This is a genomic window from Methanosarcina vacuolata Z-761, assembly GCF_000969905.1.
GTDB lineage: Archaea > Halobacteriota > Methanosarcinia > Methanosarcinales > Methanosarcinaceae > Methanosarcina > Methanosarcina vacuolata.
Map to the genome: position 1 here is coordinate 952,672 of NZ_CP009520.1, position 24,701 is coordinate 977,372.

Genomic DNA, 24,701 nt, shown 5'->3' on the forward strand with positions numbered 1-24,701 from the left:
AAGTTGTTAGTTTAAAGTTGTTAGTTTAAAGTTGTTAGTTTAAAGTTGTTAGTTTAAAGTTGTTAGTCTAAAGTTGTTAGTTTAAAGTTGTTAGTTTAAAGTTGTTAGTCTAAAGTTGTTAGTCTCAGACATTCTTTGTTCAAAGCCAATGTTTTGAACTTAGTAATGGCAGAAGCAAAACATGATTTAAAGGTCAGGAATCACATTGATTACATCTGCCTGTTATTTTGAGGCTGACTAATACTTAATAGATATCAAAGGGAAGAACAGCAAGAAATAAACTTTGTTTTACTTAATATTATCCTTTCGATAAATATACTCCTAAAATTATGTTACATATCATATGGATTCCATCCCAAAATCAATTTTATTCCCAAATTAATAGGAAATTTGGAACTAATTTCCACGATAAAAAACTCGATTGTTTATTCTGAATACGGCTTAAGAGAAGTAATTTTGAGTTTTGGGACCAGTTCAGTACAATTTGAGTCCTCCTATTGAGAAGAGATCAATCAGATCAGACGTCTTGAACCGAAACCGCTGTGCTGCAACCGTTGCGCCGATTTATCACAAACCGTTGCGCCGGTTTATCACGCCGGATAGGGTTTTGGGACAAGATTCCCAAACTCAAATGTTACCAGATCATTTTTCTCCTCCCCTGGCCCAGACACTTTTAGGTTTTGGGACAAGAGTCCCAAACTCAAATGTTACCAGGGGTTTTTACTTAAGCCTTTTTTCAACAGGGTCGCAGTTAAGCCTTTTATTAAAAAAGTCATAAACACTCCCGCCGCGTAACCCAAAACAAAACTTGAATAAATCATTCCTCTGAGCGAACGAAGTGAGCAAAAAGGGCACCATCCTTCCGAGAAGGGGCTCGGGTGACGGAACTCGGACGAGAAAATCCGATACCTTTAATACTTTATAATACTGCTTTGTTGTGATGTCTGCAGGCGTACGCACATATCTGGAGATTATGAGATACGAAAACTGCTTCATGGCAAGTTTTGCAGCCGTAATCGGAACATTGATAGCTTTTAATATCCTGACCTCTAATGCTCCCAGTTCTTATAGCCCTGAACAATTTCCGTTCTTTTTATCAGGCCTTGTATTCCTGGTCGTATTTTTGATTTCAGGCGCAGGAAATACCATTAATGACTATTTTGATGTCAGGATAGACTCAATCAATCGCCCTGATAGGCCTATTCCATCAGGCAGGATGAATTTAAAAGAAGCCCTTTATTTCTCTTATGTCCTGTTTGCCCTGGGGACACTTCTGGCTTTCTCAATCAACCCCATTTGCGGGGTTATTGCCTTATTTAATTCGCTAATGTTAATCTTCTACGCAAAAACCCTCAAAGGTACTCCTCTTTTTGGAAATCTGAGCATAGGCTACCTTACCGGCTCTACTTTTTTATTTGGAGCCTCGGTTTTTGGACTTGAAGGACTCAAAGCCCTTTTTGTGCTATTCCTGCTTGCAGCCCTTGCGATTACTGCCCGGGAAATTGTAAAGGACATTGAGGATATGGAAGGCGATAAAATGGAAGGGGCAGATACTTTACCTCTTCGGGTCGGAGCAAAAAAAGCAAGCTACCTTGCAGTGCTTATAGGGTTACTGGCCGTAGTTTTTAGCCCTCTTCCTTATCTTCTGTCGGTACTTGGCTTGCATTATCTTTACTTTGTCCTTCTTGCAGACCTTGGGTTTCTTGCAGCGATCTATCAGCTTCTTGCTCGCAACAATCCTGCGAAATCTTCAAAAATGTTCAAGATCGCAATGTTCTTTGCGCTCATTGCTTTTATTGCCGGGGTATAAATTTTCCCGGATCAAACTTTTCCCGGATAATACTTTTCCCGGATCAAACTTTTCTCAGCATACAGGGCATTTTCCTGCAACAAGTTCCATGGAGAAGGCCTGTATATTCTCAAGCTCTTTTTCTATTACCTCAGCCACTTCTTTTTCTACCTCGCTCGCAGATCCCTTCTTCATAACGAGCTGGGCAGTTGCAATCTGAGGCTGGTCGATTGGAGTTCCAATTTCACTCAAAAGCCAGACATAAACTTCGGAGATATCAGGCACCTCACTGTAGATCCGCGCTGCAATCCTGTGGGAAAGAAGATTGTAAACCTTTCCTGTATGGCTTACAGGATTTTTACCTGCGGCAGCTTCACTGCTAACAGGACGATTTAGCGGGATTATTCCGTTTACGCGGTTTCCACGCCCTACCTGCCCACCATCTGCATCTTCCGCAGAAGTGCCGGTTACCGTAGTATAAATTCCCAGCAGCCCCCTACCCGGAATGTCCAGAGTATTAAGTGAAACTGTCGGTTTCAGACACATGCAGCCCTCAAATTCAGCCCTTGCTTTTTCTGCAAACCCGGCAGTAAATTCCTCAATCCGGTCGTGCAACTCAATTTTCTTCTTAAAGTACGCTTCTTCCGATTCAATAAACCTATCCACAAGCGGCATTGCAACAGTCAGGTGCATATCTTCCCTGTGTCTGAGCCCCATAACTTTTACGTCTTCTCCTGACTCCGGATATTCCTTTTTGAACTTTCTTGAGTTCAGGAATCTCTCGCATTCGAAAACAAGTTTCTCAGTGGGGCTTAGAGGAGCATATCCAACTGCTGCGGAAGTGTCATTTGCCCCGAGGATCTCTTTTCCCCTGCTAAAGATGTCCGTAAGTTCTGCAGAACCTCTTTTTAACTCGATCTGGTAAATGAGATTCTCAGGGTCTACAAAGCGGAGATTATCCTGGAGCCATTGCTGCGCCGTACTGACCGCAAGCTCAGGAACATGGATTTCTACCCCCTGCGCTTCAAAAGTAGCCCTGTCCCCGATGATAAGTCTCATAGGGCTTACAACTCTGCCTCCTCCCAATTTTCCTTCCACTTCCCCTGCAACGAGCATGCCTTTGTCTATATTGTAGTGCAGGATACTCCCGAAAGTCTCAAGGTACTTCTGGCTCAGCTTTACCGAAATTTGTTCCATTATGGCATCACATATATAGTCCGGATGCCCCAGCCCTTTTCTTTCAACAACTTCAACTCTCTGGCGGTAAACTTCAGATGCTTTTAATTCGTCTATAACTATATTTCTCAAACTCTTTCCCCCCAAACGAATATGATATCCTTTGAACAAGATGCACAACCTATGAAAGTGCTTGCAGATGGCAGCATTTTCATGCTGATTTTAAATAGGTACAGTTCCTTTAAATGCAGTTTCCCTGAATGCAGTTTCCTTAAAGGCATTTTCTTTAAAGGTACGATTTCTTTAAAGGTACGATTTCTTTAAAGGTACGATTTCTTTAAAGGTACGATTTCTTTAAAGGTACGATTTCTTTAAAGGTACGATTTCTTTAAAGGTACAATTTCTTAAAAAGCACAATTTCTTAAAAAGTACGGTTTCCTTAGGCATAATTCCTTTAAGGCTTGATAAAATTGGCATCTACTATTCCTCACTAAGGCTCATATCTCGATAATACAGGTCTGAAGTTAATTCCCCTGATTAAACCTCAAGACTGTTATCAGACTAAATTTCAAGCCTCTGATCTGAGTATATTTCAACCTTCTTATCTGACTGAGTACCCAGATTTTCATTATTATCCGGGCTTCGATTTCGATAATTATCAAGCGTTGAGTATCAAAGTTATTAGATAAATTCTATTTCTCCCGACGGTCCTTCTTTGTTTTTGTCCCTGTTTCCTGACTCCGGCTCATTTTCGTTTTCCGGAAGATGCTTCAGGTACTCTTGTATCATCATGGGAAAAACGTTTGCAGGTACAAAGCGGACTCCAAGCTGTTCGGCCCATTTTTCAATCCCGTAATCGCTTGCAATTACGGCGGCATCAAGCTCCTTGGCAAGGATAAGAACATCAATATCAGGAGCACTATCGAGAATTCCATATCTCAGAGCAGCTCGATATTTGTTCCGGAATTTGCCAATGATCCCTCCAATTACTTCCCTCTCAACCTCTTCCTTATACTCTTTTTTCTTGTTTTGCGGGTTTTCCATAAAGAGGCATTCAGTAGCTGCCTCCCATATCGCGTCCTCAGCTACTCCCATTCCCCGGTTAATTCTTTCCCGCATATAGGCAACATATTCATGAAAGATCTGAGAAGTTACGCTAACTCTATACCGGTCAGGAGATTTTTTTACAAGCCAGGTATCTATTTTAGCCACGACCTCCCTGTCACAGCCGTTGCGACTTGCAAATTCGTACATCTCTTTATATACTGACGGATAGGGCACGTAGCAACTTATCCCGAAATGCAGACGAGCATCGGCTATTAGGTCAAGAATCGCTTTCATTCCCTCGCAAAGGGACGCATAGCCCATAACCTCACGCGTCTGCAGGTCCGTTAATGCTGTAGTATCCAGCACAAATCTCTGCTTAAGCATTTTTTCGAACCCTTTTAAGTAATCTTCTTTATCGTTTTGTATTCTTTATCGTTTTGTATTCTTTATCGTTTTGTATTCTTTATCGTCTTGTATTCTTTATCGTCTTGTATTCTTTATCGTCTTGTATTCTTTATCGTCTTATGTATTGATCAAAGATGAATAAAATTCTTTGTTTTATTCCCTTATTTTCTTCCGTTTTAGTTTATTAAATTAGTAACTTCCTTTTTGTTTTCTTGAGAATTCCCATTAATTCTAATTCTTATTCTGTTTGCTTAATAACCCCCACTCTGTTTGCTTGATTATTTTAATTCTGTTTGCTTAATAACCTCCACTCTGTTTGCTTGATTATTTTAATTCTGTTTGCTTAATAATTTTAATTCTGTTTACTTCGCAACTTATTGCGATTAATAGCTACTTTCATTCAGATTAAGTACTATATTTTTATTTTTCTTCTGGTTTTATATTCCACTTTTTATTCTGGAAGCCACTTGTTTTTTGATCAAAATCAATAACTGTATATAGTTTCAAGCCCTATATTTATATAGGGAAGTTTAAAACCAGAGACTAGAAAGCGGTTTAAAACACATTTTTGTGAAGTGTCTTCTAATGTTGTTTCGATCCAAAGGCAGAAAATATTTCCGAGGTGACATTGTACAAAACATGTTTCTGTTAATTTGTATTGTTTGCTTTCCCATCTCTGGACCGATCTTCTCGAGGTTGACATGCTAGCAAGCCAATGCCAGCAGGTAAAACACAGCTCAACGGTGTGAAAGACTGAGCCGGATTGGACACCTAAAGCCCGATTCGGTATGAGTATGGGTAATAAGCTGAAACTGGGGAATATGATTTGAGTGCAAACACGGAGACATTGAAACCTTGTGTAGGCTCAGCACAGGGTCTGGTGAGAAATCCTCTTGACACAGGAGGCGACACAATGAAGGAGCATTGCAATATTTGTGGTCGGGAACTGATGGAAGATGTACTGGTTGTGGACACCAGCCTGGATATGAAACCAATAAAATTCAAAGAGGTTCACGGAGAAAAGTCCGATCTGATATGCATTGAGTGTGCAATTGATTCGATTGAGAATCCACCTTTCGTATGTTCGAGATGCGGCCAGCCAATCGAATTTAATGAAAAGTTCTATGTATTTAAGGAGGCAACCACAAAACCGGGTGGCCCCAAAGTTGACTTTAAAGAAACATGTCTTGAGGACAAATATGTCTGCAGCACATGTTTTAGTGAGATAATGAACCCCGTGGGTGAAGAAAAAAAGATTTAAATGGAAAACCTTTCTATAAACTTCATTCACTCGTTTTAAATTTTGAATCCTTTGACAAGGATCGGGTTTCAGTTCCTGGAAAATCTCGCCAAGATAATACAGAACTGATTCTTCAGTTCTGTCACCCGCTTTTTCTAATTTTTCTTTGTTTCTATTGTCTTTCTTCTCAATTTGTTTAGAACTTCCTGCCTAGAACTTCTTGCTCACAAAAGTGATCTGGACATTTTTTAAGAAACTTATTCATAAATGCGTGAACTTTAATTTTACAAAGCATAAATATTAGGTCGTGGGTTTGAATCATTGAAAACCGAAAGCGCAAGAGTCTCTCAATATATTCATTAAATGCGTGGGATGTACTCGCTTTTTCGGAATTGATCTATAATTCGGGGACACGACCAAATATTAATCTTATAAAAATAGATAATATTGACCTACTAAGCACAATCTGATATACAAAATTTGATTAACTGAATGACTGCTTTCGACAGGTCTAAAACTCGATTAATTTGTTCAGTTGACCTGTTCATAACTTCGGGGGTAATTGATTGAACGGAAGCAATGTGATCGAAATCCAAGACATGACATGGGGAGAAGTAGTAGAAAGCTCTAAAAAGCCGGTTATTGTAATGTTCTACAGCCCAACCTGCCCTTATTGCAAAGCTATGGAACCTTATTTTATGAACTATGCAAAGGAATTCCAGAATTCAGCTATTTTTGCCCGCATAAACATTGAAACAAGTCCCTGGACTGCGGAAAAGTATGGAGTTCAGGGCACGCCTACGTTTAAGTTCTTCTGTCACGGAAGGCCTGTATGGGAACAGGTAGGCCAGATTTATCCTTCCATACTGAAAACTGCAGTTGAAGATATGATTCATTACGGAGAAGAGTGCATAAGAAAAAGTACTCCAGTTGGTCAGGACATTACAGGATACGCTTGAATCAACCTAACTTAAGTATTCAACCTAATTGATATTCAACCTAATTGATATTCAACCTAACTGAAGTATTCAACCTAACTTAAGTATTCAACCTAAACTGAAAGTATTCAACCTAAACTGAAGTATTCAACCTAAACTGGAATTATTAAGAGTAAGAGTATTTTTTCAATCTTTTGAGCTCTCAAGTCAGGCTCTCAAGCTTTTGCATTTTTCAGTCATAATTTCATAATTTATTTCAGAGATTTTTCTCGTATAATTTCGTATTTACAAGCCCATACTCATCAAAAGCTGTCCTGAAGCTTGTAAGAATGCTGAGGGTTGTGCCAAGCAGGGTTGAAACATATTGTGCTATCATGATGGTAATTTGATACTTAATGGCAACTAAAGGGCTCGCTCCCCCAAGAATCTGTCCTGTCATCATCCCTGGCAAAGTGACGATCCCCACGGACGCGATGTTTGCTAAAGTGGGTTTTACTGCAGCTCTTAAACTTTTTCGCAGGTATGGGAGAACAGCCTCATACATGCCCGCCCCAAGAGATAAGCTGTAAAGATAGCGGTTCTCATTTCGCTTGATATCGCTATAGAAGTCACCTATTCCTACCACATTTCCTCGAAGCGAATTTCCAAGAAACATACCCGCTATAGGGATCAGGTAGCGTGCTTCAAGAAGATTCTCCAGATTAATAACGAATTTATTGAAATATAATAGAACTGCCAGGCTTGAAAAGGCAATTGCTAAAATGATAGGTGCAAAGAGTTTTTTTACATTAAGATCCACACTTTTTATTGCCGTATAGGACGCAAAGAAGATCATTATCCCTACCCAGGCCAGGTTTAAAAGTCCATTATTCAGGTTAAAAATAAAGTTCAGAAAAATGCCTGCTAAAAAGAGCTGGATTGACATCCTGAAGACAGCTTCCAGGGTGCTTTTTTCGAGTTCAAGCCGGATTTTCCAGCTTATGAAAATCGGAATTGCAAGTAAGAAAAAACAGAAAATTAACGAGGTGTAGCTAATATCATAAATTGGCATTTTTTCAGTCTTCCGGGGTTTTGTTTTTGTTTATTGGTTCGTTTACTGTTTTGTTTATTGTTTTATTTACTGTTTTGTTTACTGGTTTGGTTACTGGTTTAGTTACTGTTTTATTTACTGTTTTATTTACTGCTTTGTTTACTGCTTTGTTTACTGCTTTGTTTACTGGTTCGTTTACTGTTTTGTTTACTGGTTTGTCTACTGTTTTGTTTGAATGTGATCCTGGAAGTTTCTCAGGACCTGGTTTCAAGATTTATTGTTTCCATCCAGTCGCATTCCCATTCCCTATCATGGGAGACGATCAGAAGAGTCCAGTTTTCTCGGGCAAGGAAATAATCTGCAATCTTCTTTTTTAATTTCGCGTCAAGAGCGGAAGTGACTTCGTCAAGCAGGTATATGTTCCTGTTCAGGAGAAGAGCAATGAGGATTCCTATTCGCTGCTTTTCTCCACCCGAAAGCTCTTGGAAATCCTTCTCAAGGATATTGTCTTCCAGTTCTAGCTCCCGCATAAAAACCCTCAGTTTTTCATGGTCTAGTTTTTCTTTATTTGCCCTGTAAGAAAAGATATCGGCTAAGAGGCTTTTGACCTTTCCTTCCCCAAGGTCAGTATCCTGTACTACATAAGCAATTTCCTTTCGAGCCTCCCAGCAGGTTTTTGAATCGATTACCCGGTTCCTGAAATAGATGGTGCCTTCCGAAGGCTTTGTAAAACCAAGCAGTATTTTTAAGAGGGTGGTTTTTCCTGTTCCGGACTTTCCCCGCAGGAGAATTTTTTGGTTTCTCTTTACGGTCAAATTAAAACCTGAGAGTATCTTTCTGTTCTCAAAAGAAACCCCGATGTTTTCGTATTTAATCAGTTCATTATTTAATGGTTCAGCAGACATGTTCTTAAGACCTTACCATGAAGGTATTAATATTACCTGATTATATTCTAGCCTGATTCTTTCAGTTATTAATCTGATATAAAATGTGTAATGATTCAGAGTTCTTAGATTTTCAGGTAAGATTGTATTCTAGATCGATGGTCTAGAGTATTGTACGTGAACTTTAAAACTGAATGAATAAAGAGAAAGTTTATCATATACTATGTGTTTTCAGGTAATTCAATATCAGCTCAAAAATAATCTATAATTAATAATTATTAAAGAGATAATTCTCAAAGAGATAATTCTCAAAGAGATAATTCTCAAAGAGATAATTCTCAAAGAGATAATTCTCAAAGAGATAATTCTCAAAAAGATAATTTTCAAAGAGATAATTCTCAAAGATATGGTCTATCATACCTTTTCATGAGGGAAATCGAATGGATTGTAATACTCCAAACAAAAAACTTTCGACCCCAATCAAAGCCGCAAAGATCAACCCCGACATGAGTGTTGATGATCTTGTCAGGGAATACAGAGGCTGTGCCTTTGGAGCAGGCAGGCTGGCTGAGGCCGTAGAAATCTATTATGAGATGCTTGCTTCCGAAAAAACTACGAAATTTTTCGGGCTTGCAGGTGCCATGACTCCTGCAGGCATGAGAAACATTGTTGCGGATTTAATACGAGACGGCTACATCGACGTGCTTGTCACGACCGGAGCTAATATGGTGCACGACACTGTAGAAGCTCTGGGACTTCACCATTATAAAGGCACAGACTGTGCAAATGATATCCAGTTAAAGAATGAATGCATTGACAGGATTTACGATGTTTATCTTCCTGACCAGCACTTTACAGATCTTGAGGAATTTTTGCAGAGTGTTTATGCCGGACTTCCTCAGGAAAAACTCTCGATCCGGCAGGTGCTTACTGAGATCGGAAAAAACCTTGATGATGATTCCTCTATCCTGAAAACCGCAGCAGAGATGGGAGTGCCTGTATATTGTCCTGCTCTTCAGGACTCAGTCATAGGGCTTCAGGCCTGGCTATATAAGGAAGGAAACCCTCTACATGTTGATGCATTTGCTGATATGCACGAATTTATAGAGACCTGCTATGCGGCTGAGAGTGCAGGTGCCCTGCTCATTGGCGGAGGGGTTCCCAAAAATTATATCCTGCAATCCATGCTTGTGACTCCAAAGTCCTTTGACTACGCTATCCAGTTAACAATGGATCACCCTGAGACTGGCGGCTTGAGCGGGGCAACCCTTGATGAAGCCCAGTCCTGGGGAAAAGTAGGGGAAAACGCAAAAGCCGTAACAGTGTATGCAGATGCAACTATTACTCTCCCGCTTATGGTTGCAGCTGTGCGTACACGCCTTTCAAAGAGGTGATTTCATGGAAAAGAAAAGCTGTATGATCCTTGCCCTTGATGTTTCCGACAGGGAAGAAGCTCTTAAAATTGCGGAAGATGTCTCGGAATTCGTGGACGCTATAAAGGTAGGCTATCCTCTAATACTTGCTACCGGACTTGGAATCATCAGGGAGCTTGCAGAGTTTGCTCCTATAATAGCCGATTTCAAGGTTGCCGATATTCCAAATACAAATCGCCTTATCTGCGAACAGGTCTTTGAGGCAGGAGCAGAGGCAGTCATTGCCCAGGGCTTTACAGGCCGAGACAGCCTTGATGCCTGCATTGAAGTCGCTTCCGAGTACAGGAAAGACGTGTTCGTGGTAAGTGAAATGAGCCACCCGGGAGGAGCCGAATTTCTCCAGCCTGTCGGAGAAGCAATCACAAGAATGGCAGCCGAAGCAGGAGCTTTTGGCCTTGTTGCACCCGCGACCAGACCGGAAAGAGTAAAGGCGATCAGAAAAATTATCGGCGAGAAACTTACTATAATTTCCCCTGGAGTTGGCGCTCAGGGAGGAAAAGCATCTGATGTTATTGCCGCAGGTGCAGACTGGGTAATTGTAGGAAGAGCTATTTACAAAGCGGAATCTCCGAGAGAAGCTGCCCGCAAGATTGCTACCGAGATCGAGGTCGAAATCAAGGGAGAAAACTGAAAAACGTTTTTTAAGACATATTTTGTATCTTCATATTTTGTATTTTCATATTTTTTTATTTTTTTCTGAAAGATATTTCTTATATTAACCCCATGTATTATCTGAACATCAATTGAGTGCCTGTGATGAAAAAGTTCACTGATTTCATGATGAGCCCTATGAGTTCTGAGGCACGAAAATTGAGTACCTCATGTATTAAATACTAAGAAAACCAATAAGTAAGTATGTTCAAATTAGCGGATGCTGAGCGGTTTTTAAATAGCGATGAAGTTTCAGATTGCAACCGAATAATTCTTACAAAGTATCTGCGGTTCCTCCGACATGAGGGGAATGCCGAAAGAACCGCACTTAACCATATTGAAAATATGATATGGGTCGCACGGGCGCTGAAAGACAACGATCTAGCGAATCTTACAGAAGATGATCTTTACACCTTCTTTGATGCTCTTGAAGCTTATGAATATGTAAATAGAGCAGGCCAAAAAAAGAAATATTCTGAAGCCACAAAAGAGACTCGGAAAATTTCGTTGAAAAAGTTCCTGAAATGGAATGGAAATTTTGACCTGCACATGAAGATCAAAAGCAAGAGACTCAAAGGAAAGAAGCTTCCTGAAGACATCAAGTGCAAAGAAGAAATCGTAAAAATGATAGAAGCCGGAAATAACGCTAGAGACCGCGCCATTATTGCATGTTTTTATGAATCCGGAGCAAGGAGAGGCGAACAGCTATCCACCAAGCTCAAAAATATAGAAATGGACGAGCACGGGGCTGTTATGATGTTCCCAGGGGGTAAAACCGGAGCTAGAAGAGTCAGGTTAATTTTTTCAGCCCCATATCTGCGGGAATGGCTAGAGATCCACCCTAGAAAGGATGACAGAGACGCGCCCTTGTGGTGTACTTTGGACAAAAGAGCTGCGGCTATGTCGGTTACTGGTCTCGTGAATGTGTTCGATAGGTGCGGAGAAAAAGCAGGAATTGAGAAAAAAGTAAACCCTCACAGTTTCCGACACGACAGAGCAACACATTTAGCCTCAAACTTCACTGAACAGCAACTTAAAATGTTTTTAGGCTGGTCACCCACGTCAACCCAACCCGCAACCTATGTCCATTTGAGCGGGAAAAATATGGACGATGCGGTTTTGAGAATGTACGGTATTAAAACGGATGAAAACGACACTGAGTTTTTGAAGCCTGGTGTGTGCCCTAGATGCCGCGAGTTGACTGCAGTAAACGCCAAGTTCTGTTTCAAGTGTGGACTCCCACTCACGCAGGAAACTGCAACAACAGTAGAATCCATAAAAACAGATTATATGCAATTTTTGGACTCCGACGAACTTAGAGAAATGAAGGATGCATTAAAACAAGAGCTTGAAGATAAAATGAAGGAGATGATAAAAAAGGGGAAATGATTTTACAAATGTAACTTTTTTGGAACCCTCATTTTTTCCTTGCACTTATTGTAGAAGTCAACATAAAAATTATCTAAATCTTTTAATCCATGTAGAGGATCATCCAAATCAGATACTGGGTCAGTTGCGTCAATTAAAAGACATTCCTTTTTTGTTAAAGCAACCTTCTCTCTTATTATATTCATGAATTCTTCTTCTCCAAGAGATTCAGTACCGTCTGCAAAATCTCTGTCAACGCAATGTTGGAAAATTATATCAGAACTCAATCCACGCATAGAATATTGGTGAAACTTTATTTCAAATATTTTATCATACAACTCTTTCGGATTTTCTGCAATTATTTCAATAAATATTTCTTCTGACATTTTAGTCAATATTTCTTCGGAAATTTTATTAAATATTTCCTGAGGTATTTCCAGGAATTCTTTAGGCATCTCTTTCAACATCTTAGGAAGTAATTCATACGATATTTTCTGAGACAGCTCTTCTACAAATTTTAGTGCCAGTTTTCCCCTTGGCACTTCTTTCCATCTCAACGGGGTTTCTTCCAATATTTTTCTAAATTCTTCTTCCGACAATTCAATTTTCGGGAACCTATTTAAAGAATTCTTGTGGACATCTGGATTCAATGAGATGTCCAGATACCTACTATAAGTAACCAGCCAGATACTGGGGTTTATAGAAATTCTCTTTATCTTCTCAGTATATACTTCAATAATGCGTTTCTTGATGATTTGGTACTCATCATAGCCCTCGTTGGAACGGTAAATTTTGTAAGCTCTATCATATAAAGTTTCAAGGTCATTGTTTATGCACATATCAAAGAAGGAAATGGATAGAAATAGCTGATCACGAAACTTATAGGCTCTAGGAGAATCTACATGAAAAAGAGTCTCTTTAAGGGCTCGTTCTTTGAGGACTATGTCTAATGATTTTTCATATTTGTTAAGTTGAATTGCAGGGAACTTGAACCTGATATTTTTTAGATTTTCAATTTTTTTTATATCCCAATAGTTAGCAAATCCTGATTTTGCTGGAATCTTTACTATACAAGAGCTGTTTTTTAAATCTGTAAGGTGATTCTTGATATTCTTTTGGTCTATTATCTTATATTTTTTCTCCAATATTTCTCTTATTTTTGGCTCACTAACAGCTCCATTACTACCAATGATTAACTCGATTATCCCAGCTTTTATCTCATTCCTTTTTAAGTGATCTCCTCTTTTTCTTGACATATGTTAGATAGTATGCTATATGATATTAATATCTTTTGTATTTATGAAGAATACAAGGTATATGATATTGTTTTTCAATAATACCATATGGTATAATTCTTCAAAAATATCCATTTCTCATTTATATACTATAGTTTGCATATGCTTTAACTGTGACAATAACAAATTTTAATTTTGGAAATAGAAAGATCCAGAAGGTACGATATTCGTACCATGTACCGCTCCCAGTTCAATGGGTAAAAAATATGAAAATAGAAAAAGGAACCTGCCTAAAAATAGAAATGCAAGATGACTACAGCTTGAGAATAACCCCAGTTCCACAGGCCCGCCAAGACTCTGAAGGAACCGGGGGCGCAACACCAAGCCAACTAAAAGAAGAGGTGTCGGCATGGAAACTATGACATCAACTGATAAAGACCTTCCCTCATGGGCAGCACAAACCTGCACCAACCACCTCGAAATTTTAGAGAATATGAGGAAAAGTACCGATGCCACGGAAAGGGCTATTGCAAAACGAATTATGCAAATTGCAGGAGTGGAGAAGAGTGATTAAAAACAAGGTTGCGGAAGGTACCAGACTTCCGCAGATTCAAAGAAAAATTACTGTAAGTAATAATCAGTCTTATCAGTATATTAACTTTTCTGCTTATGTTGATATTTCCGGTAATGTTTCTCAAAGATTGCCAGTGGCTAATTTTGATTTGGAACTGGAAGAACCTGAACTTTCGTGGGAAGAGTTGCAACAGGGTAGGAGGGGCTAAAGATGGCACTTCCTGATATTAAAACAAACCCGGAAGAATTGTTAAAGTTTCATACTATATTAATGAAATATGCGCCAAACGGGTATCTTCCTTTTTATTTTGTTCTTGAAATCGGAGGAAAGGAGCCAAAGGCGGGGATAAGCTGGAAAAAAAATAGAAAGTCATTTGAACAAGCAATAAAGCTGATGGAGAAAGGGTACAACATAGGTATAGCGGGAACCGATAACGATGCACTGTGTATCATGGATGTGGACGACATGAACCAGGTTCCTTTCGACCAGATAAAACCCACTCTCCAGATAACCTCCAGAAAGAGAATAGGTAGGCACTATTACTACTTTTCACTGGATGGATCTGCAAAGAAAAATATTCCAACCGGAGATGCTGGAGAAGTAAGAAGCGTTTGGTACTATGTTCTTGCTCCAGGTTCCTATGTCAGTTGTGATGCAGAAGATATTGAGGCAATGCCTGAAGAAGAGAGGCAGTACGCTGGAAGATATACAATTACTGTAGAGAGACCCCTGTCTGAAATTACCTATGACGAGTTTCCAGATGTCTATAAGAGACGCTATGAAGAAAAGAAAAGGGATGACATTAGTAAAGCCCTTAGATCAGTAAACAAACAGATCAGAAAGCCTATTAGCCCTGCCAGAAAGGAAGGTAAGCTAATGAGTGCTCTTTGGAAACTAGATGTCGGAGATGTGTCTGGCATCGGTAACACAGGCGGAAAAAGAGTACCAATGCCTCTTGAAATGCACAGTTCTGGTTCTAAAACAGGTCACAATTGCAGTGTGGATAATGGAAAGCTCACTTGCTGGAGGCACTATATCGTTCACAATGCATTTTCTTATCTGGCTGTACTTGCAGGGATTCTCCCCTGCGAGAGAGCAGGTAAAGAACATGGCAGCAGCTACTTCGGTGTTGATATGTGTGACGGTGAAACCGTGTATAAGGTATGGTCTTATGCTAAACTTCATGGTTTCATACCAGAAGATGATCCTATTCCCTGGAGTGCATTGGCTTACTATGCAATCTCCAAAAAAGTATGCGCAAAAAAAGACATCGTAGATGGTAAAATCCCTAAAGTTTTCAGCATCGTTGCTTTAATGATTGCAAAAAAAGAAGGGCTTAACTTTGGGAGGGTGTAGTAAACATGCCTTCTCTCGCAGAAATTCTCGGTAGCGCAGCCAAATTCAACAGCGTAGAAGACATGGAAGAATTCGTATATTCTGAGCACGACAATCTTTCGCCTGAAGAACAGGTATCTCAGGAAGAACTTGAAAATTTTGTTGCTGGACTTGCAAGTGCAATTGAATCTCAATCGACTGTATTCAGTTATGAGTATATGGACTCTATTCTGGAAAAAGAAGAAGTCCCTGAAAATAAGGAAGACAAACTCGAAGCAGCATACAAGTTCTCAAGGGCTAACATAGCTAGATATGACCCAGATGAAACTGAAATCTATATAAATACACATCTTAAGAAGCATTTTAAACTTACTGCAACTGAAACCAACTCAATCATCAAAGCAATTAAGAGGGAAAATAAGAATTCCAAGAAACAGTCTTTCACTCAGGTCTCTGCAACTAAAGAATCCAGTGTAAAATACGGAGACAACATCAACAGTGAAGTCCTTGACAACTGGAGCGAGTACATCACACCTGCTGTAGATAACGGTTACTACATAATTGATGATCACGGAATCATAAGAGTTGAAGAAAGATTAGGAAAAGACGGTGACATATCCGAGAAATGCATTGATGTTTGCAGATCCCCTTTCATCCTGTGTGGAATAAGTCAGCCTGTAAATGGAACTGGTACCTACTACAAACTAAGGTTTACTACATCAAAAGGCTGCACCAAGGAAGCCTGGGTTAATCATTCAGATTTGATAACAAAGAAGGGAATCAACGACCAGCTTGTGTCCCTTGACATAAACTGCCCTGAAAACGGTCTTCAGAGAGAGACAATCGAATATGTAAGCAGATCAATTGCAGAGTTCAGCAGATTTTACAAGACAGAGTACTCAGCAGCTCAGTGTGGCTGGAATGAAGATAAGACAATATTCGTCTTGGGAACTCGAATGATTACAAGTGATGGCATAACAGATCTGCTCCCAATCGGTATTGACAGTAACTTCGAGGAGCTCAATAAGAATGGGACTCTGGAAGCCTGGATGGAAGCTACAGAACCCATACTCTCACACGATCTTGCAAGGTTCAAAGCCTATGATGCCTTTACAGCACCAATCAACTACCTTCTAGGTGTCGAAAGCCACATGTGCGACCACTATGGAGACACTTCAACAGGGAAGACTCTTACAAGTAAAATAGCACTCTCGATGGTAGGAAAACCTGGGAAAGGCGGTCTTTCATATACAGCAGACAGCACCCCAAAAGGACTGCTCATCCGAGTAAAAGAGCACTCAGACCTGCCAATTCTCATCGATGAAACCTCCAAAGCCGGAGAAAGCTTCGCAACAGTTGTTTACGCTATCGCAAATGAAATGGGAAGAGTAAAGTCAACTAAAGATGGGAAATCCGATGGAGGGGAAACATACAGGTCTACAGTACTGGTAACTGGAGAAAACTCCCTGAGAGACTCCCTGACAAATGCAGGTCAAATGCTCAGGGTATTTGAACTGAGTGAAGCTCTTCCATCAATAGATGCTGAAATAGTAAGAAATGCTTACAGCTCAATTGATGAAAACTACGGTCACATAATAGAACTCTACATGCAGGAAGTGTTCAAAATGAAAGAAGACGGAACACTCAAAACACTGTATGAAGACTGCTATGCCCTGCTGCCTGAAACAACAACAAATGTAGAAGGAAGGTCAAAAAACATCTTTGCTGGAATTATGACCGCAGGAAAGATCCTTGAAAAAGTGTTTAAAGACATTGGTTTCAGTGCAAAAAGCCCAGATCAGGTAGTCAACAAATACTTCTTCCAGTGTGTTTGCGAAAAACCAATCGAAATGGAGCACATCAGGGCCCTGAGAATTATACTCGACTGGACACAATCTGACTATGGCTCTTTCACAATCTGCAACGAGCAGGAAACCCTGTCTGAAGGAAACGGATTCAAGAGGAATGGATACATAGATGAAGATTACATCGATGTAATTGGAACCTGTCTTACAGATAAGCTGGACAAGCAACACGGAATGAAAACTACTAAGATCAAAGAACATTGGGCAAGGGATGGTATAATTGTACCAAAAACCTGCAAGAACTGGCAATTTAAGAGAGACGGAAAAACAGTAAATGGAATAAGGATATACAGAAAGAAAGCTGAAGAATTACTTGGCTACAATGATGGTTCCGGAGGCGTAACAGATGTCCCTCTTAACAACGATGTAAGGCTAATGATGAGGACTGTCAGCTTCCTGACAGAAGTGCGTGGGCAGGCTGAGAAGAGCCTCATAAACCAGACTGTGAACAACATTGATACCGAGTACCTGCTCTGCATGCTTGTAAAAAATGGGAAGATCATGAAGGTTGCTGAAGATACGTACAAAAGCTTCTAATCTTCTCTTTTTTTTTTCGACATTTTTCCGACATTTTTCCCTGACCTGAAATTCCGGATTTCTTCTCAGGATTAAGCACCTTTTCTTCGGGCCCGAAATTCTTCAGGGCCAGATTTCTCCAGGCCCGAATTTATTCTCAGATATTCCGATTTTTATGTTGGAATATGCCAGTTCTAAGAATGTCCTGTTTTTTACTTAAACCTGGATCAATTTTTCTCTTAGAAAGGTACGTGGCTTTCGGAGAGTTCCATGGTTTACCAACTATCGTGTAGGCAAAGTGTTACATGGGGAAAGTAGATGCTCTTAGAACGCCTTAGAATGGCTTACGGTTGATGTGCTTAAACGACTACGTTTTTGATCCACGTAGGCAGAATGGGGGCACCTGCACACATGCATACCAGCTCTGGGGGGGAAGTATGAACTTTTGTGGAATATAAGTTGCCTATTCTAAGGAGGAATATTAAGGTATGTAACTTTTATCTTCTTGCAAATTCTTCAAGCTTGAATATTCCATACTTTCCATTCAAATATCAGTTGACATTGCTAACATGAAAACGTTAACAAGGGATGCCCATACCTCCATACAAGCATCATATGACATTTGAACTGTGTTTTAGCATTTTGGGTCTAAAACGATCTTACATTATCAAGCGACATTAAATTTTGAAAAGTATGGAAGGTATGGACTTTTCAGATTTATAAGAGCAATATTCTAGAGGTAAAAAAATAATATAATTTTTGCTCCTAGAAATTATATATTTTTTTCTTTCCTTATGTATTATATGTTTTAAATATTCCATACTTTCCATACTTTTATTATTATTAAGTCTATTGTTATTGTATTTTCGTTCTAAGGTAGTCCATACTTTGTCCATACTTTGTCCATACTTTGTCCATACTGTCCATACCGTTCTTAAGCTCGTTTATTCCCCATGTTCCTGACTACACTTAAAATTTATTATAACTCCCTCCTTCCTGTAGATGTAGACCCTATCAGGAAGGGAAGTCCGAAGGAAGAAAAGTCCTTCCTGTAGAAGTTAGGTCTTTGTGATGTATTCGCAGGTCTCGGAGTCGCAGACCAGACCTACAGGAACGAGAACCCGCTTTCCTTCTATGAGCTTTCTTTTATAGCATACCTGGAGATATTCACCGCACACAGGGCCGAGTGGGCGAGGCAACTCTTTAAACTGAATTTTTCGCGTATAAATAGCGAGAGCACCAGCTATTTTAATTCTTTTTTTCGTATAAAAATACTCCACTTATCCAGTTATTCCAGGGATAAAAAGGCTTGCAGTTTCCCCGTTTTCCACTGATTATATTTTTATACATTGAACATTATAATTAATAGTTATATGCCTAGAAAAACGAAGCTGACCCCTGAACTCATTGATATTTGTGTTGAAAATATCAAGCTTGGGATGCCTTACACTGCTTGCTCAAAAGCAATAGGAATATCATATCAAACCTGGTGTAATTGGGTGAACCTCGGAAAAGAGGGAAAGTACCCTTACAGCTTATGGTATATCAAGATCCAGGAAGCAGAGGCAGCCCTAATGAAAGAATGTTTAGACAGTGTTAAACTATCCATGAAACTTGGGGATGTAAAATCTGCAATGTTCTTACTGGAAAAGCGGTTCTCTGATGATGGTTATGGAAAAACCTCTCAGGTTAAAGTCAACGCTCAGAATCAGAACCTCAACCTCAATGTCAATTCTTCCGCCACGACTGAGGACATAGACAAGATAAGAGCCGAAATACTGGCAAGGCTCGTACCCAAGAGCAGGTTAATTGAGATCCAGGAATAACCTAACAGGCGAGTTAAAACGATGACTCTTAAACTATCATTAGAGGACTACAGAGAGATAGGAGCAGAATTAAGCTTCCTATGTGACAGGCTCACAAAGCTTTCATGTAGATTAGGGAGGGAGACAGGAACCACGAAGAAACCTTACAGGCTTGCGAGAGAGGCAGACCAGCTTTTAAGTAAGTGCAAATCAGAAGCAGAGGAATTAATGTTCCTTCATTATCCAGAGCTCGGAAGGGAAGGAATAAAGGTATTTTACGGTGAGATCAAACTCCCGCCAGACCTGCAAAGCAAAGACCCCTGAGAGCTCGCAGGAGAGTTAAGCACTCTCCTTTCTCTCCCTATATGCGATCTGCTTGCACCTTGAAGAACAGTATTTAGAATCTTTCCTTTTTGATGTGAAGGACGCGGAGCAGATTAAACAGGTATGGACTTTTTCAAGGTTGCGGTTTTCCAGTTGTTTCTCTTCTGTTATGCTTAGGTTACTAGTTCCACGGAGAAGGGCAACAATATCTTTAAGGCTCTCTTCTGTGTTCTTCGCTGCAAGGGATAAAACATGTACAAGGTTTTCGTTTTTGCGTCTATCCCCTGTAAGATCATGAACGAGATGTTTTCTCTCCATGTCCCACGACACCATTAATTCATCTAGGAGCCTGTTAACGTTTTCAAGTTCTTTCCTTAATGCCTCCTCGTTAACAACTTCAGAGGCACTCCTAAATAATTTAAGGGTTGCCTCTCTTAGTTCTTCATTTGTGGTTAATGGTTCCCCTGTCACCTGTTCAATAAAGTTTTTAACGAGTTCATAGGCTTGTGCTCTGTCGAGAGTCCGGAAGATTAATTCCCTTTGTATATCGTTACAGTATAGCATTGTTATTCCTTTGTTACTCTATAGTAATAACATAGGCGTAACACAATATAAATGTCAACTGTATAAACTTCTTTTTTTTGTTGCGAAAATTTTGGTCGGGATTCAGCGCGCTGTGCAAAGAAAAAAAACCGGATTCGGTTTGAGTTTGGCTCATTACCCTGCAGGACTCCTATTTCAGGTGACATCTATTCCGACAGAGACTTCTCTCTCAACATGTGCTCATCATCCCTATTTCAGGTGACTTCCATTACACTTTCCTGACTCCACTCCAGGGTTGTTACACTTTCCTGACTCCACTCCATAACAGGTGCTCTTCATACCTATTCAGGTACACTTTCCGGACTCCACTCCAGGGTTGTTACACTTTCCTGACTCCACTCCAGGGTTGTTACACTTTCCTGACTCCACAAGAGGCCTAAACGATATTATATGCGGAATAAGAATAGAACTTCTGGAAGGGGGAATCAAAACCATGACCGAAATGACTCTAATCGAAGCACTGGAAAAACTTGCATTAATCACGAAAAAAGGACTAGATGAACCGATTCATATCCCAAGTAATGCAAATGAACCTATTACAATTGGTGAAGCAATTAAAGAAATACAAGATCACGCTTCTGACATTTCTGAAACTGATGATTATATCATAAGCAGTGATGGTATTCGGAAAACAGGGGAAAATGGACGCAAGATTGTATATCAGGTTAAAGAAAGTAAGTGACAGCCTTTACTCTCCATTAAAAAACTATATAGCTTAGGTGTAGCTATGCATAAAACCTTCAGAGAATTTAATGGCACAACCTACATGCTCGACGAGCTAAGTTATTCCGGGCTTGAAAAATCCGATGCCGAGAAGAGAAAAGCGATGTTGAAGAAGAGTGGACTTGGGGTTAGATGCATAAAGAAAGCAAATGGCAAGTACGTAATATACCATGAGTATATTGGGGATATAAACAAAGAAGATGGCTCTTCATTTTTTTAGGGTGGGTTAAAAGCCTATCCAAAAAATGTTTGACCCATTGTAACATTTACAGTAAGGGATATGCACATGGAGTAGATACTTAGACATTATAAGCCTGTTATATCTTTTCAACGTGTATTCTGACTTTTCGGATAGGTTCTTTGTGAGCTTGATAGATCTAGACTCCTTAATCTCACAGAAGAAAACGGGGCTTATTATTAGCCTGCCTGCAAGGCGTTCAGTCATGGCTGGACATTTACATTGCCTTCTTAAAAGGCTTCTTGTAAAGGCTTAGAATAAGGGATAAGTTCACAGATGAAATTGAAAAAAAGAGGTAGTAAGGAACTTATTTTTATTCTGATATGTGTACAATAACTGTCAATTCCTTTCCTTCAAATTCTTTTCCCACTGAAGATAGATGGCCATACCGCCCAAACTGACAAGTAAATACCTTATCTTCGGAAGTGACTGAGAGATCATCTCTTTCTCTGTGTCCTACAATGACCGTAGCCTGGAGAGAGGCATAACCAGATCTGAAACAGACAGGATATCCTCTTTTATCTACGGTGCAGTATTCGATAATATCTTTCTGTCCTGGAGTAAGGGTCATCGGGCAGGGAATTTTCAAAGGAATCGTTTTTCCTGGTCTTTTTGGTTCTCTTGGCATATGCATACGTACCAACTTATAGAATATATACTTTACGTTAGAATGAGGGAGGTTTAATCCTCTTCATCTACAAGAGGACACCATTCAACGCATTCCGAACCACAGATTCCAGCTCGGGAGCAGAATATACAAATATCTTTCCACATTTCTACAGGATACGAACCTATCAGTTCGTTGTGATCATCAGAAAATAAGGGCATTTTTAAGCCCTCCTGAGAATTTGCTGTTTCATCTTCCAGCTGTTAAGAATTTTGTTAGTTTCAGTGTTTGACAGGTCAAATTTGTCTATGAGATTCCAGGCTTCGTTTATGTCAGTTATTGTTTTCAGAGCATTCCAGATTTGAGTTTCAATTTTTTTTGTCATCTTTACTACCTCTTTGTATGATCCCGTTTTTCTTGTACAATACTAATAACTCACGTAAAGTATATAAACTTTACGTTGGGGTAATGATATTTCCCTGGAGAATATCGAGCAGTGATGAAAACTGGAATTTTAACCATTTAACAGATTCTTTACTATCATTTAACGTAAAGTTTATATACTTTACGTGTCTATGGTATATTGTAGTAACATAAGGAGCACGACAACAAATGAGAATTGAAAACATGAAAATCGGAATGGCTGTCAGATACGAAAACCAGAAATGGAAAGGTACTGTTGTTGGAATCGGAAAAGAAGAAATATAGGTTATTTTTGAAGGGGATGGAGCACTTGAATACATCGACCCAATGTTTCTGAGGCCTTTCTAATCAGGCCTTTTGATCCTTTTTATGTTGTGCTCTGGGAAAAGGTGGATGAAAATGAGAAGAACGGTTTATGAGATAATTTTTGCAAGATTTCAGCAGATGAGAATTATTGACGAATCCGGAGAAATGCAAGCTGACTATATGAAGTTTGTAAGCTCCGGTTTAATGCCTTTAAACGTGGATAAGCTTACATCTGATACAATCGCACTGGCACACAACGGAAAGCAAAATGGGGATGTCATGGCAGACCCTGATATGGAAGTAAGAATTTATCCAGAATTGAAAATGGCCGAGGCTTTAACTTTTAGAAATGATTACATGGGGATATATCAAGAAGTATATCCAGAGCCTGGGAAATACTATCCGAAACTCAAGAAGGAGCTTAACTACTTTCTGAACAATTGGCTTAAAACTATGATTGATATTCAAGGGTATCGGTTAACAGTGGAAGAGAGGGAATAAGCCGAATAATTCCGGCAAAATGGTTTTCAACAACTCAAACCCACGACCTAATTCTGCTCAAAGCAAAATCAGAACTTCTAAATATAGAGACAAGGTCATAGTGTGCATATTCATTTGAAAATTGATTCTATTTATATTAGATTAATCCAATTTATAGCAAACACAGAGTATAAATAGAAGCATTTATGCTGGCGTTTTGGAATTAAGATTAGATAGCAAATTGATCATAATAAATGCGCCCTTCAAGATCTTCTGACAATGGAAATATACTTATTAAGAGGATCAATGATTTTATCAAATTAAAAACAACAAAGTTTGTGTAAATATGGATCAATTGAAAATTAACACTTTATCTCGTTTTGGATTCTATTTCAAAAAAGGCGGTGTACATACAGCCCGCACAATGATGCTGGAAGATCTAAAACTCTTACTATCATACGTTAACAGTCCAGATACTTCTAAAAATGATTATCTCAAAGCCATCGAGGAAGACAACTGCTTAGGTAAGCGTTCTGGAAGAACCAAAAAGCTAACAGCGGAACACCTTGTAGAACTATATTCACTCGACACATCTATTACTATTTTTCGAGCTATGAAGTATTTCTGGGAGCGAGATACTGATGGTCAACCCCTTCTGGCTTTAATATGTGCATACTCACGAGATGCGCTTCTTAGGATGAGTGCTCCTTTCATTATGCAGCATAAGAAAGGAGAAACAGTCAATCGTGAAACCTTGGAAGTATATATTGAAAAAAAATTTCCTGATCGCTTCAGCAAAGCGACTCTGAAATCGCTGGCCCAGAACCTTAATTCCACATGGACAAAGTCCGGTCATCTTATAGGAAGAGCAAAGAAGGTACGCTCTAGAGCCAGTGCAACTCCAGGATCTGTTTCTTACGCTCTATTTCTTGGATATCTAACCGGAGTTCGAGGAGAAGAGCTGTTCAGGACAGAGTACGCCTGTCTTCTTGATTGCCCCATAGACCGTTCTATTGAGCTGGCTGAAGAAGCCTCTCGTCGTGGATGGATCGTTTTCAAGCGGATAGGAGATGTTATGGAAGTTTTATTCCCAAATCTTCTTACAGAACAGGAAAGGGAGTGGATTCGTGAGCAAAATTAAGCGACTTGTACAATCATACAGAAGTTATATCGCAATTCCATGGAGGAGCGATGCGGCTGCAGCCCAGCGTGTCATCTTCTGTGTTTATAACGAAAGTGATGAACTCCGCCTAAGGACAGGAATTGATGAATTTCAAATTGCTACCCGTGATTTCGGTCATGGATGGGCTTTGTTTGATCTAACATACACGTTTGCCGATTGGCTTGCTAAACAACGTTATGCAAAAAAATACTTTCAGCAGCCCCATCTTCTCAATGGACTGATGCATCGGTATCTTGCCTATATCAAGCAGGAATTTGAGAAGTTCCTTGAGGTTAATTCGGTCACCGAAGGATCAGTAGTAGCTTTAATGGGTGTTGGTTCACTTTTCGATTTTTTAAAGATAAAAGATGTGGTAGAAGAGCTTGCTCCACTTGTTGAAGGCAGGCTGTTGGTTTTCTTCCCAGGGAGCTACGAAAACAACAATTACCGTCTACTCGATGGGTATGACGGATGGAACTATCTTGCAGTGCCAATTACTGCAGACAGAGAAATTTGAAAAAAGGAATCATCAGGATTTTTCAAT

29 protein-coding genes are annotated in these 24,701 nt (G+C 39.6%); 18 read left to right on the forward strand and 11 right to left on the reverse strand.

Annotation, left to right across the window (positions count from 1 at the left end; all coding sequences use genetic code 11):
• Positions 1-940 precede the first annotated feature (940 nt).
• Positions 941-1,810: a geranylgeranylglycerol-phosphate geranylgeranyltransferase gene (locus MSVAZ_RS04080; RefSeq protein WP_048118393.1), complete on the forward strand. Its 870-nt coding sequence runs from the start codon at positions 941-943 to the stop codon at positions 1,808-1,810.
• Between the two features lie 54 nt (positions 1,811-1,864).
• Here the strand turns inward: MSVAZ_RS04080 and MSVAZ_RS04085 are convergent, their stop codons facing one another.
• Together MSVAZ_RS04085 and MSVAZ_RS04090 are read right to left on the reverse strand one after the other, a co-directional pair.
• Positions 1,865-3,097, reverse strand: coding sequence for a methionine adenosyltransferase (locus MSVAZ_RS04085; protein WP_048118394.1), 1,233 nt, complete (start codon positions 3,095-3,097; stop codon positions 1,865-1,867).
• Positions 3,098-3,646: 549 nt separating this feature from the next.
• Positions 3,647-4,396 (reverse strand): RNA ligase partner protein, encoded by a 750-nt coding sequence (locus MSVAZ_RS04090; RefSeq protein ID WP_048118397.1) that lies wholly within the window; start codon positions 4,394-4,396, stop codon positions 3,647-3,649.
• A gap of 847 nt (positions 4,397-5,243) precedes the next feature.
• Between MSVAZ_RS04090 and MSVAZ_RS04095 the strand changes: the two genes are divergently transcribed.
• Both MSVAZ_RS04095 and MSVAZ_RS04100 read left to right on the forward strand, forming a co-directional pair.
• Positions 5,244-5,678: a hypothetical protein gene (locus MSVAZ_RS04095; protein ID WP_198146790.1), complete on the forward strand. Its 435-nt coding sequence runs from the start codon at positions 5,244-5,246 to the stop codon at positions 5,676-5,678.
• Positions 5,679-6,223: 545 nt separating this feature from the next.
• Positions 6,224-6,616, forward strand: coding sequence for a thioredoxin family protein (locus MSVAZ_RS04100; RefSeq protein ID WP_048118400.1), 393 nt, complete (start codon positions 6,224-6,226; stop codon positions 6,614-6,616).
• Between the two features lie 235 nt (positions 6,617-6,851).
• Here the strand turns inward: MSVAZ_RS04100 and MSVAZ_RS04105 are convergent, their stop codons facing one another.
• From MSVAZ_RS04105 to MSVAZ_RS04115, 3 genes are read right to left on the reverse strand one after another with little or no spacing between them, the layout of a single operon-like run.
• On the reverse strand, positions 6,852-7,646 hold the full coding sequence (locus MSVAZ_RS04105; protein ID WP_048118403.1) for an ABC transporter permease: 795 nt from the start codon (positions 7,644-7,646) through the stop codon (positions 6,852-6,854).
• A gap of 4 nt (positions 7,647-7,650) precedes the next feature.
• A complete protein-coding gene (locus MSVAZ_RS04110; protein WP_048118406.1) occupies positions 7,651-7,896 on the reverse strand; it encodes a hypothetical protein in 246 nt (81 codons plus the stop codon).
• Entirely contained in the window at positions 7,880-8,530 is a 651-nt protein-coding gene (locus MSVAZ_RS04115) for an ABC transporter ATP-binding protein (protein WP_048118410.1), read from the reverse strand. The genes MSVAZ_RS04110 and MSVAZ_RS04115 overlap by 17 nt, the downstream gene beginning before the upstream one ends.
• Positions 8,531-8,949: 419 nt before the next feature.
• Between MSVAZ_RS04115 and MSVAZ_RS04120 the strand changes: the two genes are divergently transcribed.
• The 3 genes from MSVAZ_RS04120 (at position 8,950) to MSVAZ_RS04130 (ending at position 11,982) form a co-directional block, all read left to right on the forward strand.
• Complete coding sequence (locus tag MSVAZ_RS04120; protein WP_048118412.1) at positions 8,950-9,903, forward strand: deoxyhypusine synthase; 954 nt, start codon at positions 8,950-8,952, stop codon at positions 9,901-9,903.
• 4 nt (positions 9,904-9,907) lie between these two features.
• Positions 9,908-10,573, forward strand: a complete 666-nt coding sequence (pyrF, locus tag MSVAZ_RS04125; RefSeq protein WP_048118415.1) for an orotidine-5'-phosphate decarboxylase — start codon at positions 9,908-9,910, stop codon at positions 10,571-10,573.
• Between the two features lie 224 nt (positions 10,574-10,797).
• A complete protein-coding gene (locus MSVAZ_RS04130) occupies positions 10,798-11,982 on the forward strand; it encodes a site-specific integrase (RefSeq protein ID WP_048118418.1) in 1,185 nt (394 codons plus the stop codon).
• Positions 11,983-11,984: 2 nt separating this feature from the next.
• On the opposite strand, the gene MSVAZ_RS04135 is transcribed toward MSVAZ_RS04130, so the two are convergent.
• A complete protein-coding gene (locus MSVAZ_RS04135; RefSeq protein WP_048118421.1) occupies positions 11,985-13,217 on the reverse strand; it encodes a hypothetical protein in 1,233 nt (410 codons plus the stop codon).
• Positions 13,218-13,462: 245 nt separating this feature from the next.
• Here MSVAZ_RS04135 and MSVAZ_RS20010 point away from each other — a divergent pair, with 245 nt between their 5' ends.
• The 5 genes from MSVAZ_RS20010 to MSVAZ_RS04150 are packed head-to-tail and all read left to right on the forward strand — an operon-like array spanning position 13,463 to position 17,507.
• Positions 13,463-13,618, forward strand: a complete 156-nt coding sequence (locus MSVAZ_RS20010) for a hypothetical protein (RefSeq protein WP_157206007.1) — start codon at positions 13,463-13,465, stop codon at positions 13,616-13,618.
• Positions 13,606-13,770, forward strand: a complete 165-nt coding sequence (locus tag MSVAZ_RS20015) for a hypothetical protein (protein ID WP_157206008.1) — start codon at positions 13,606-13,608, stop codon at positions 13,768-13,770. Before MSVAZ_RS20010 ends, MSVAZ_RS20015 begins: the two co-directional genes overlap by 13 nt.
• Positions 13,763-13,978, forward strand: a complete 216-nt coding sequence (locus MSVAZ_RS04140) for a hypothetical protein (RefSeq protein WP_048118425.1) — start codon at positions 13,763-13,765, stop codon at positions 13,976-13,978. Before MSVAZ_RS20015 ends, MSVAZ_RS04140 begins: the two co-directional genes overlap by 8 nt.
• Before the next feature lie 2 nt (positions 13,979-13,980).
• A complete protein-coding gene (locus tag MSVAZ_RS04145) occupies positions 13,981-15,126 on the forward strand; it encodes a bifunctional DNA primase/polymerase (protein WP_048118428.1) in 1,146 nt (381 codons plus the stop codon).
• A gap of 5 nt (positions 15,127-15,131) precedes the next feature.
• On the forward strand, positions 15,132-17,507 hold the full coding sequence (locus MSVAZ_RS04150; protein WP_048118431.1) for a DUF927 domain-containing protein: 2,376 nt from the start codon (positions 15,132-15,134) through the stop codon (positions 17,505-17,507).
• 1,037 nt (positions 17,508-18,544) lie between these two features.
• Here MSVAZ_RS04150 and MSVAZ_RS20020 read toward each other — a convergent pair.
• Complete coding sequence (locus tag MSVAZ_RS20020) at positions 18,545-18,685, reverse strand: hypothetical protein (protein ID WP_157206009.1); 141 nt, start codon at positions 18,683-18,685, stop codon at positions 18,545-18,547.
• A 174-nt stretch (positions 18,686-18,859) separates the two neighbouring features.
• Between MSVAZ_RS20020 and MSVAZ_RS04160 the strand changes: the two genes are divergently transcribed.
• Both MSVAZ_RS04160 and MSVAZ_RS04165 read left to right on the forward strand, forming a co-directional pair.
• Positions 18,860-19,312, forward strand: coding sequence for a hypothetical protein (locus MSVAZ_RS04160; protein ID WP_048118435.1), 453 nt, complete (start codon positions 18,860-18,862; stop codon positions 19,310-19,312).
• 21 nt (positions 19,313-19,333) lie between these two features.
• Positions 19,334-19,615 (forward strand): hypothetical protein, encoded by a 282-nt coding sequence (locus tag MSVAZ_RS04165; RefSeq protein WP_048118438.1) that lies wholly within the window; start codon positions 19,334-19,336, stop codon positions 19,613-19,615.
• 15 nt (positions 19,616-19,630) lie between these two features.
• Here the strand turns inward: MSVAZ_RS04165 and MSVAZ_RS04170 are convergent, their stop codons facing one another.
• Positions 19,631-20,179 (reverse strand): hypothetical protein, encoded by a 549-nt coding sequence (locus tag MSVAZ_RS04170; protein WP_048118441.1) that lies wholly within the window; start codon positions 20,177-20,179, stop codon positions 19,631-19,633.
• 472 nt (positions 20,180-20,651) lie between these two features.
• Here MSVAZ_RS04170 and MSVAZ_RS04175 point away from each other — a divergent pair, with 472 nt between their 5' ends.
• On the forward strand, positions 20,652-20,900 hold the full coding sequence (locus MSVAZ_RS04175) for a hypothetical protein (RefSeq protein ID WP_048123677.1): 249 nt from the start codon (positions 20,652-20,654) through the stop codon (positions 20,898-20,900).
• Between the two features lie 45 nt (positions 20,901-20,945).
• The gene (locus MSVAZ_RS04180) at positions 20,946-21,161 is read left to right on the forward strand and encodes a hypothetical protein (protein WP_048118444.1); all 216 of its coding nucleotides are present in this window, start codon (positions 20,946-20,948) and stop codon (positions 21,159-21,161) included.
• A gap of 331 nt (positions 21,162-21,492) precedes the next feature.
• Here the strand turns inward: MSVAZ_RS04180 and MSVAZ_RS04185 are convergent, their stop codons facing one another.
• Genes MSVAZ_RS04185 through MSVAZ_RS20030 form a run of 3 tightly spaced genes read right to left on the reverse strand, consistent with a single transcriptional unit; the run spans position 21,493 to position 22,171 of the window.
• The gene (locus tag MSVAZ_RS04185; protein WP_048118447.1) at positions 21,493-21,807 is read right to left on the reverse strand and encodes a hypothetical protein; all 315 of its coding nucleotides are present in this window, start codon (positions 21,805-21,807) and stop codon (positions 21,493-21,495) included.
• 53 nt (positions 21,808-21,860) lie between these two features.
• Positions 21,861-22,007 (reverse strand): hypothetical protein, encoded by a 147-nt coding sequence (locus MSVAZ_RS20025; RefSeq protein ID WP_157206010.1) that lies wholly within the window; start codon positions 22,005-22,007, stop codon positions 21,861-21,863.
• 2 nt (positions 22,008-22,009) lie between these two features.
• Positions 22,010-22,171, reverse strand: coding sequence for a hypothetical protein (locus MSVAZ_RS20030; RefSeq protein WP_157206011.1), 162 nt, complete (start codon positions 22,169-22,171; stop codon positions 22,010-22,012).
• Between the two features lie 437 nt (positions 22,172-22,608).
• On the opposite strand from MSVAZ_RS20030, the gene MSVAZ_RS04190 reads away from it, so the two are divergent.
• The 3 genes from MSVAZ_RS04190 (at position 22,609) to MSVAZ_RS04200 (ending at position 24,674) form a co-directional block, all read left to right on the forward strand.
• Positions 22,609-23,016, forward strand: coding sequence for a DUF1249 domain-containing protein (locus MSVAZ_RS04190; protein WP_198146791.1), 408 nt, complete (start codon positions 22,609-22,611; stop codon positions 23,014-23,016).
• Between the two features lie 334 nt (positions 23,017-23,350).
• Positions 23,351-24,136 (forward strand): hypothetical protein, encoded by a 786-nt coding sequence (locus MSVAZ_RS04195; RefSeq protein ID WP_232316211.1) that lies wholly within the window; start codon positions 23,351-23,353, stop codon positions 24,134-24,136.
• Complete coding sequence (locus tag MSVAZ_RS04200; RefSeq protein ID WP_048118455.1) at positions 24,123-24,674, forward strand: BREX protein BrxB domain-containing protein; 552 nt, start codon at positions 24,123-24,125, stop codon at positions 24,672-24,674. Before MSVAZ_RS04195 ends, MSVAZ_RS04200 begins: the two co-directional genes overlap by 14 nt.
• The last annotated feature ends 27 nt before the right edge of the window (positions 24,675-24,701 follow it).

Excerpts from the sequence above, each read along its gene's own strand:
- MSVAZ_RS04080 (WP_048118393.1), top strand. The coding sequence starts at position 941 with ATGTCTGCAGGCGTACGCACATATCTGGAGATTATGAGATACGAAAAC.
- MSVAZ_RS04090 (WP_048118397.1), bottom strand. The coding sequence starts at position 4,396 with ATGCTTAAGCAGAGATTTGTGCTGGATACTACAGCATTAACGGACCTG.
- MSVAZ_RS04105 (WP_048118403.1), bottom strand. The coding sequence starts at position 7,646 with ATGCCAATTTATGATATTAGCTACACCTCGTTAATTTTCTGTTTTTTC.
- MSVAZ_RS04115 (WP_048118410.1), bottom strand. The coding sequence starts at position 8,530 with ATGTCTGCTGAACCATTAAATAATGAACTGATTAAATACGAAAACATC.
- MSVAZ_RS04120 (WP_048118412.1), top strand. The coding sequence starts at position 8,950 with ATGGATTGTAATACTCCAAACAAAAAACTTTCGACCCCAATCAAAGCC.
- pyrF (WP_048118415.1), top strand. The coding sequence starts at position 9,908 with ATGGAAAAGAAAAGCTGTATGATCCTTGCCCTTGATGTTTCCGACAGG.
- MSVAZ_RS04130 (WP_048118418.1), top strand. The coding sequence starts at position 10,798 with ATGTTCAAATTAGCGGATGCTGAGCGGTTTTTAAATAGCGATGAAGTT.
- MSVAZ_RS04135 (WP_048118421.1), bottom strand. The coding sequence starts at position 13,217 with ATGTCAAGAAAAAGAGGAGATCACTTAAAAAGGAATGAGATAAAAGCT.
- MSVAZ_RS20010 (WP_157206007.1), top strand. The coding sequence starts at position 13,463 with ATGAAAATAGAAAAAGGAACCTGCCTAAAAATAGAAATGCAAGATGAC.
- MSVAZ_RS20015 (WP_157206008.1), top strand. The coding sequence starts at position 13,606 with ATGGAAACTATGACATCAACTGATAAAGACCTTCCCTCATGGGCAGCA.
- MSVAZ_RS04145 (WP_048118428.1), top strand. The coding sequence starts at position 13,981 with ATGGCACTTCCTGATATTAAAACAAACCCGGAAGAATTGTTAAAGTTT.
- MSVAZ_RS04150 (WP_048118431.1), top strand. The coding sequence starts at position 15,132 with ATGCCTTCTCTCGCAGAAATTCTCGGTAGCGCAGCCAAATTCAACAGC.
- MSVAZ_RS04160 (WP_048118435.1), top strand. The coding sequence starts at position 18,860 with ATGCCTAGAAAAACGAAGCTGACCCCTGAACTCATTGATATTTGTGTT.
- MSVAZ_RS04165 (WP_048118438.1), top strand. The coding sequence starts at position 19,334 with ATGACTCTTAAACTATCATTAGAGGACTACAGAGAGATAGGAGCAGAA.
- MSVAZ_RS04170 (WP_048118441.1), bottom strand. The coding sequence starts at position 20,179 with ATGCTATACTGTAACGATATACAAAGGGAATTAATCTTCCGGACTCTC.
- MSVAZ_RS04175 (WP_048123677.1), top strand. The coding sequence starts at position 20,652 with ATGACCGAAATGACTCTAATCGAAGCACTGGAAAAACTTGCATTAATC.
- MSVAZ_RS04180 (WP_048118444.1), top strand. The coding sequence starts at position 20,946 with ATGCATAAAACCTTCAGAGAATTTAATGGCACAACCTACATGCTCGAC.
- MSVAZ_RS04185 (WP_048118447.1), bottom strand. The coding sequence starts at position 21,807 with ATGCCAAGAGAACCAAAAAGACCAGGAAAAACGATTCCTTTGAAAATT.
- MSVAZ_RS20025 (WP_157206010.1), bottom strand. The coding sequence starts at position 22,007 with ATGCCCTTATTTTCTGATGATCACAACGAACTGATAGGTTCGTATCCT.
- MSVAZ_RS20030 (WP_157206011.1), bottom strand. The coding sequence starts at position 22,171 with ATGACAAAAAAAATTGAAACTCAAATCTGGAATGCTCTGAAAACAATA.
- MSVAZ_RS04190 (WP_198146791.1), top strand. The coding sequence starts at position 22,609 with ATGAGAAGAACGGTTTATGAGATAATTTTTGCAAGATTTCAGCAGATG.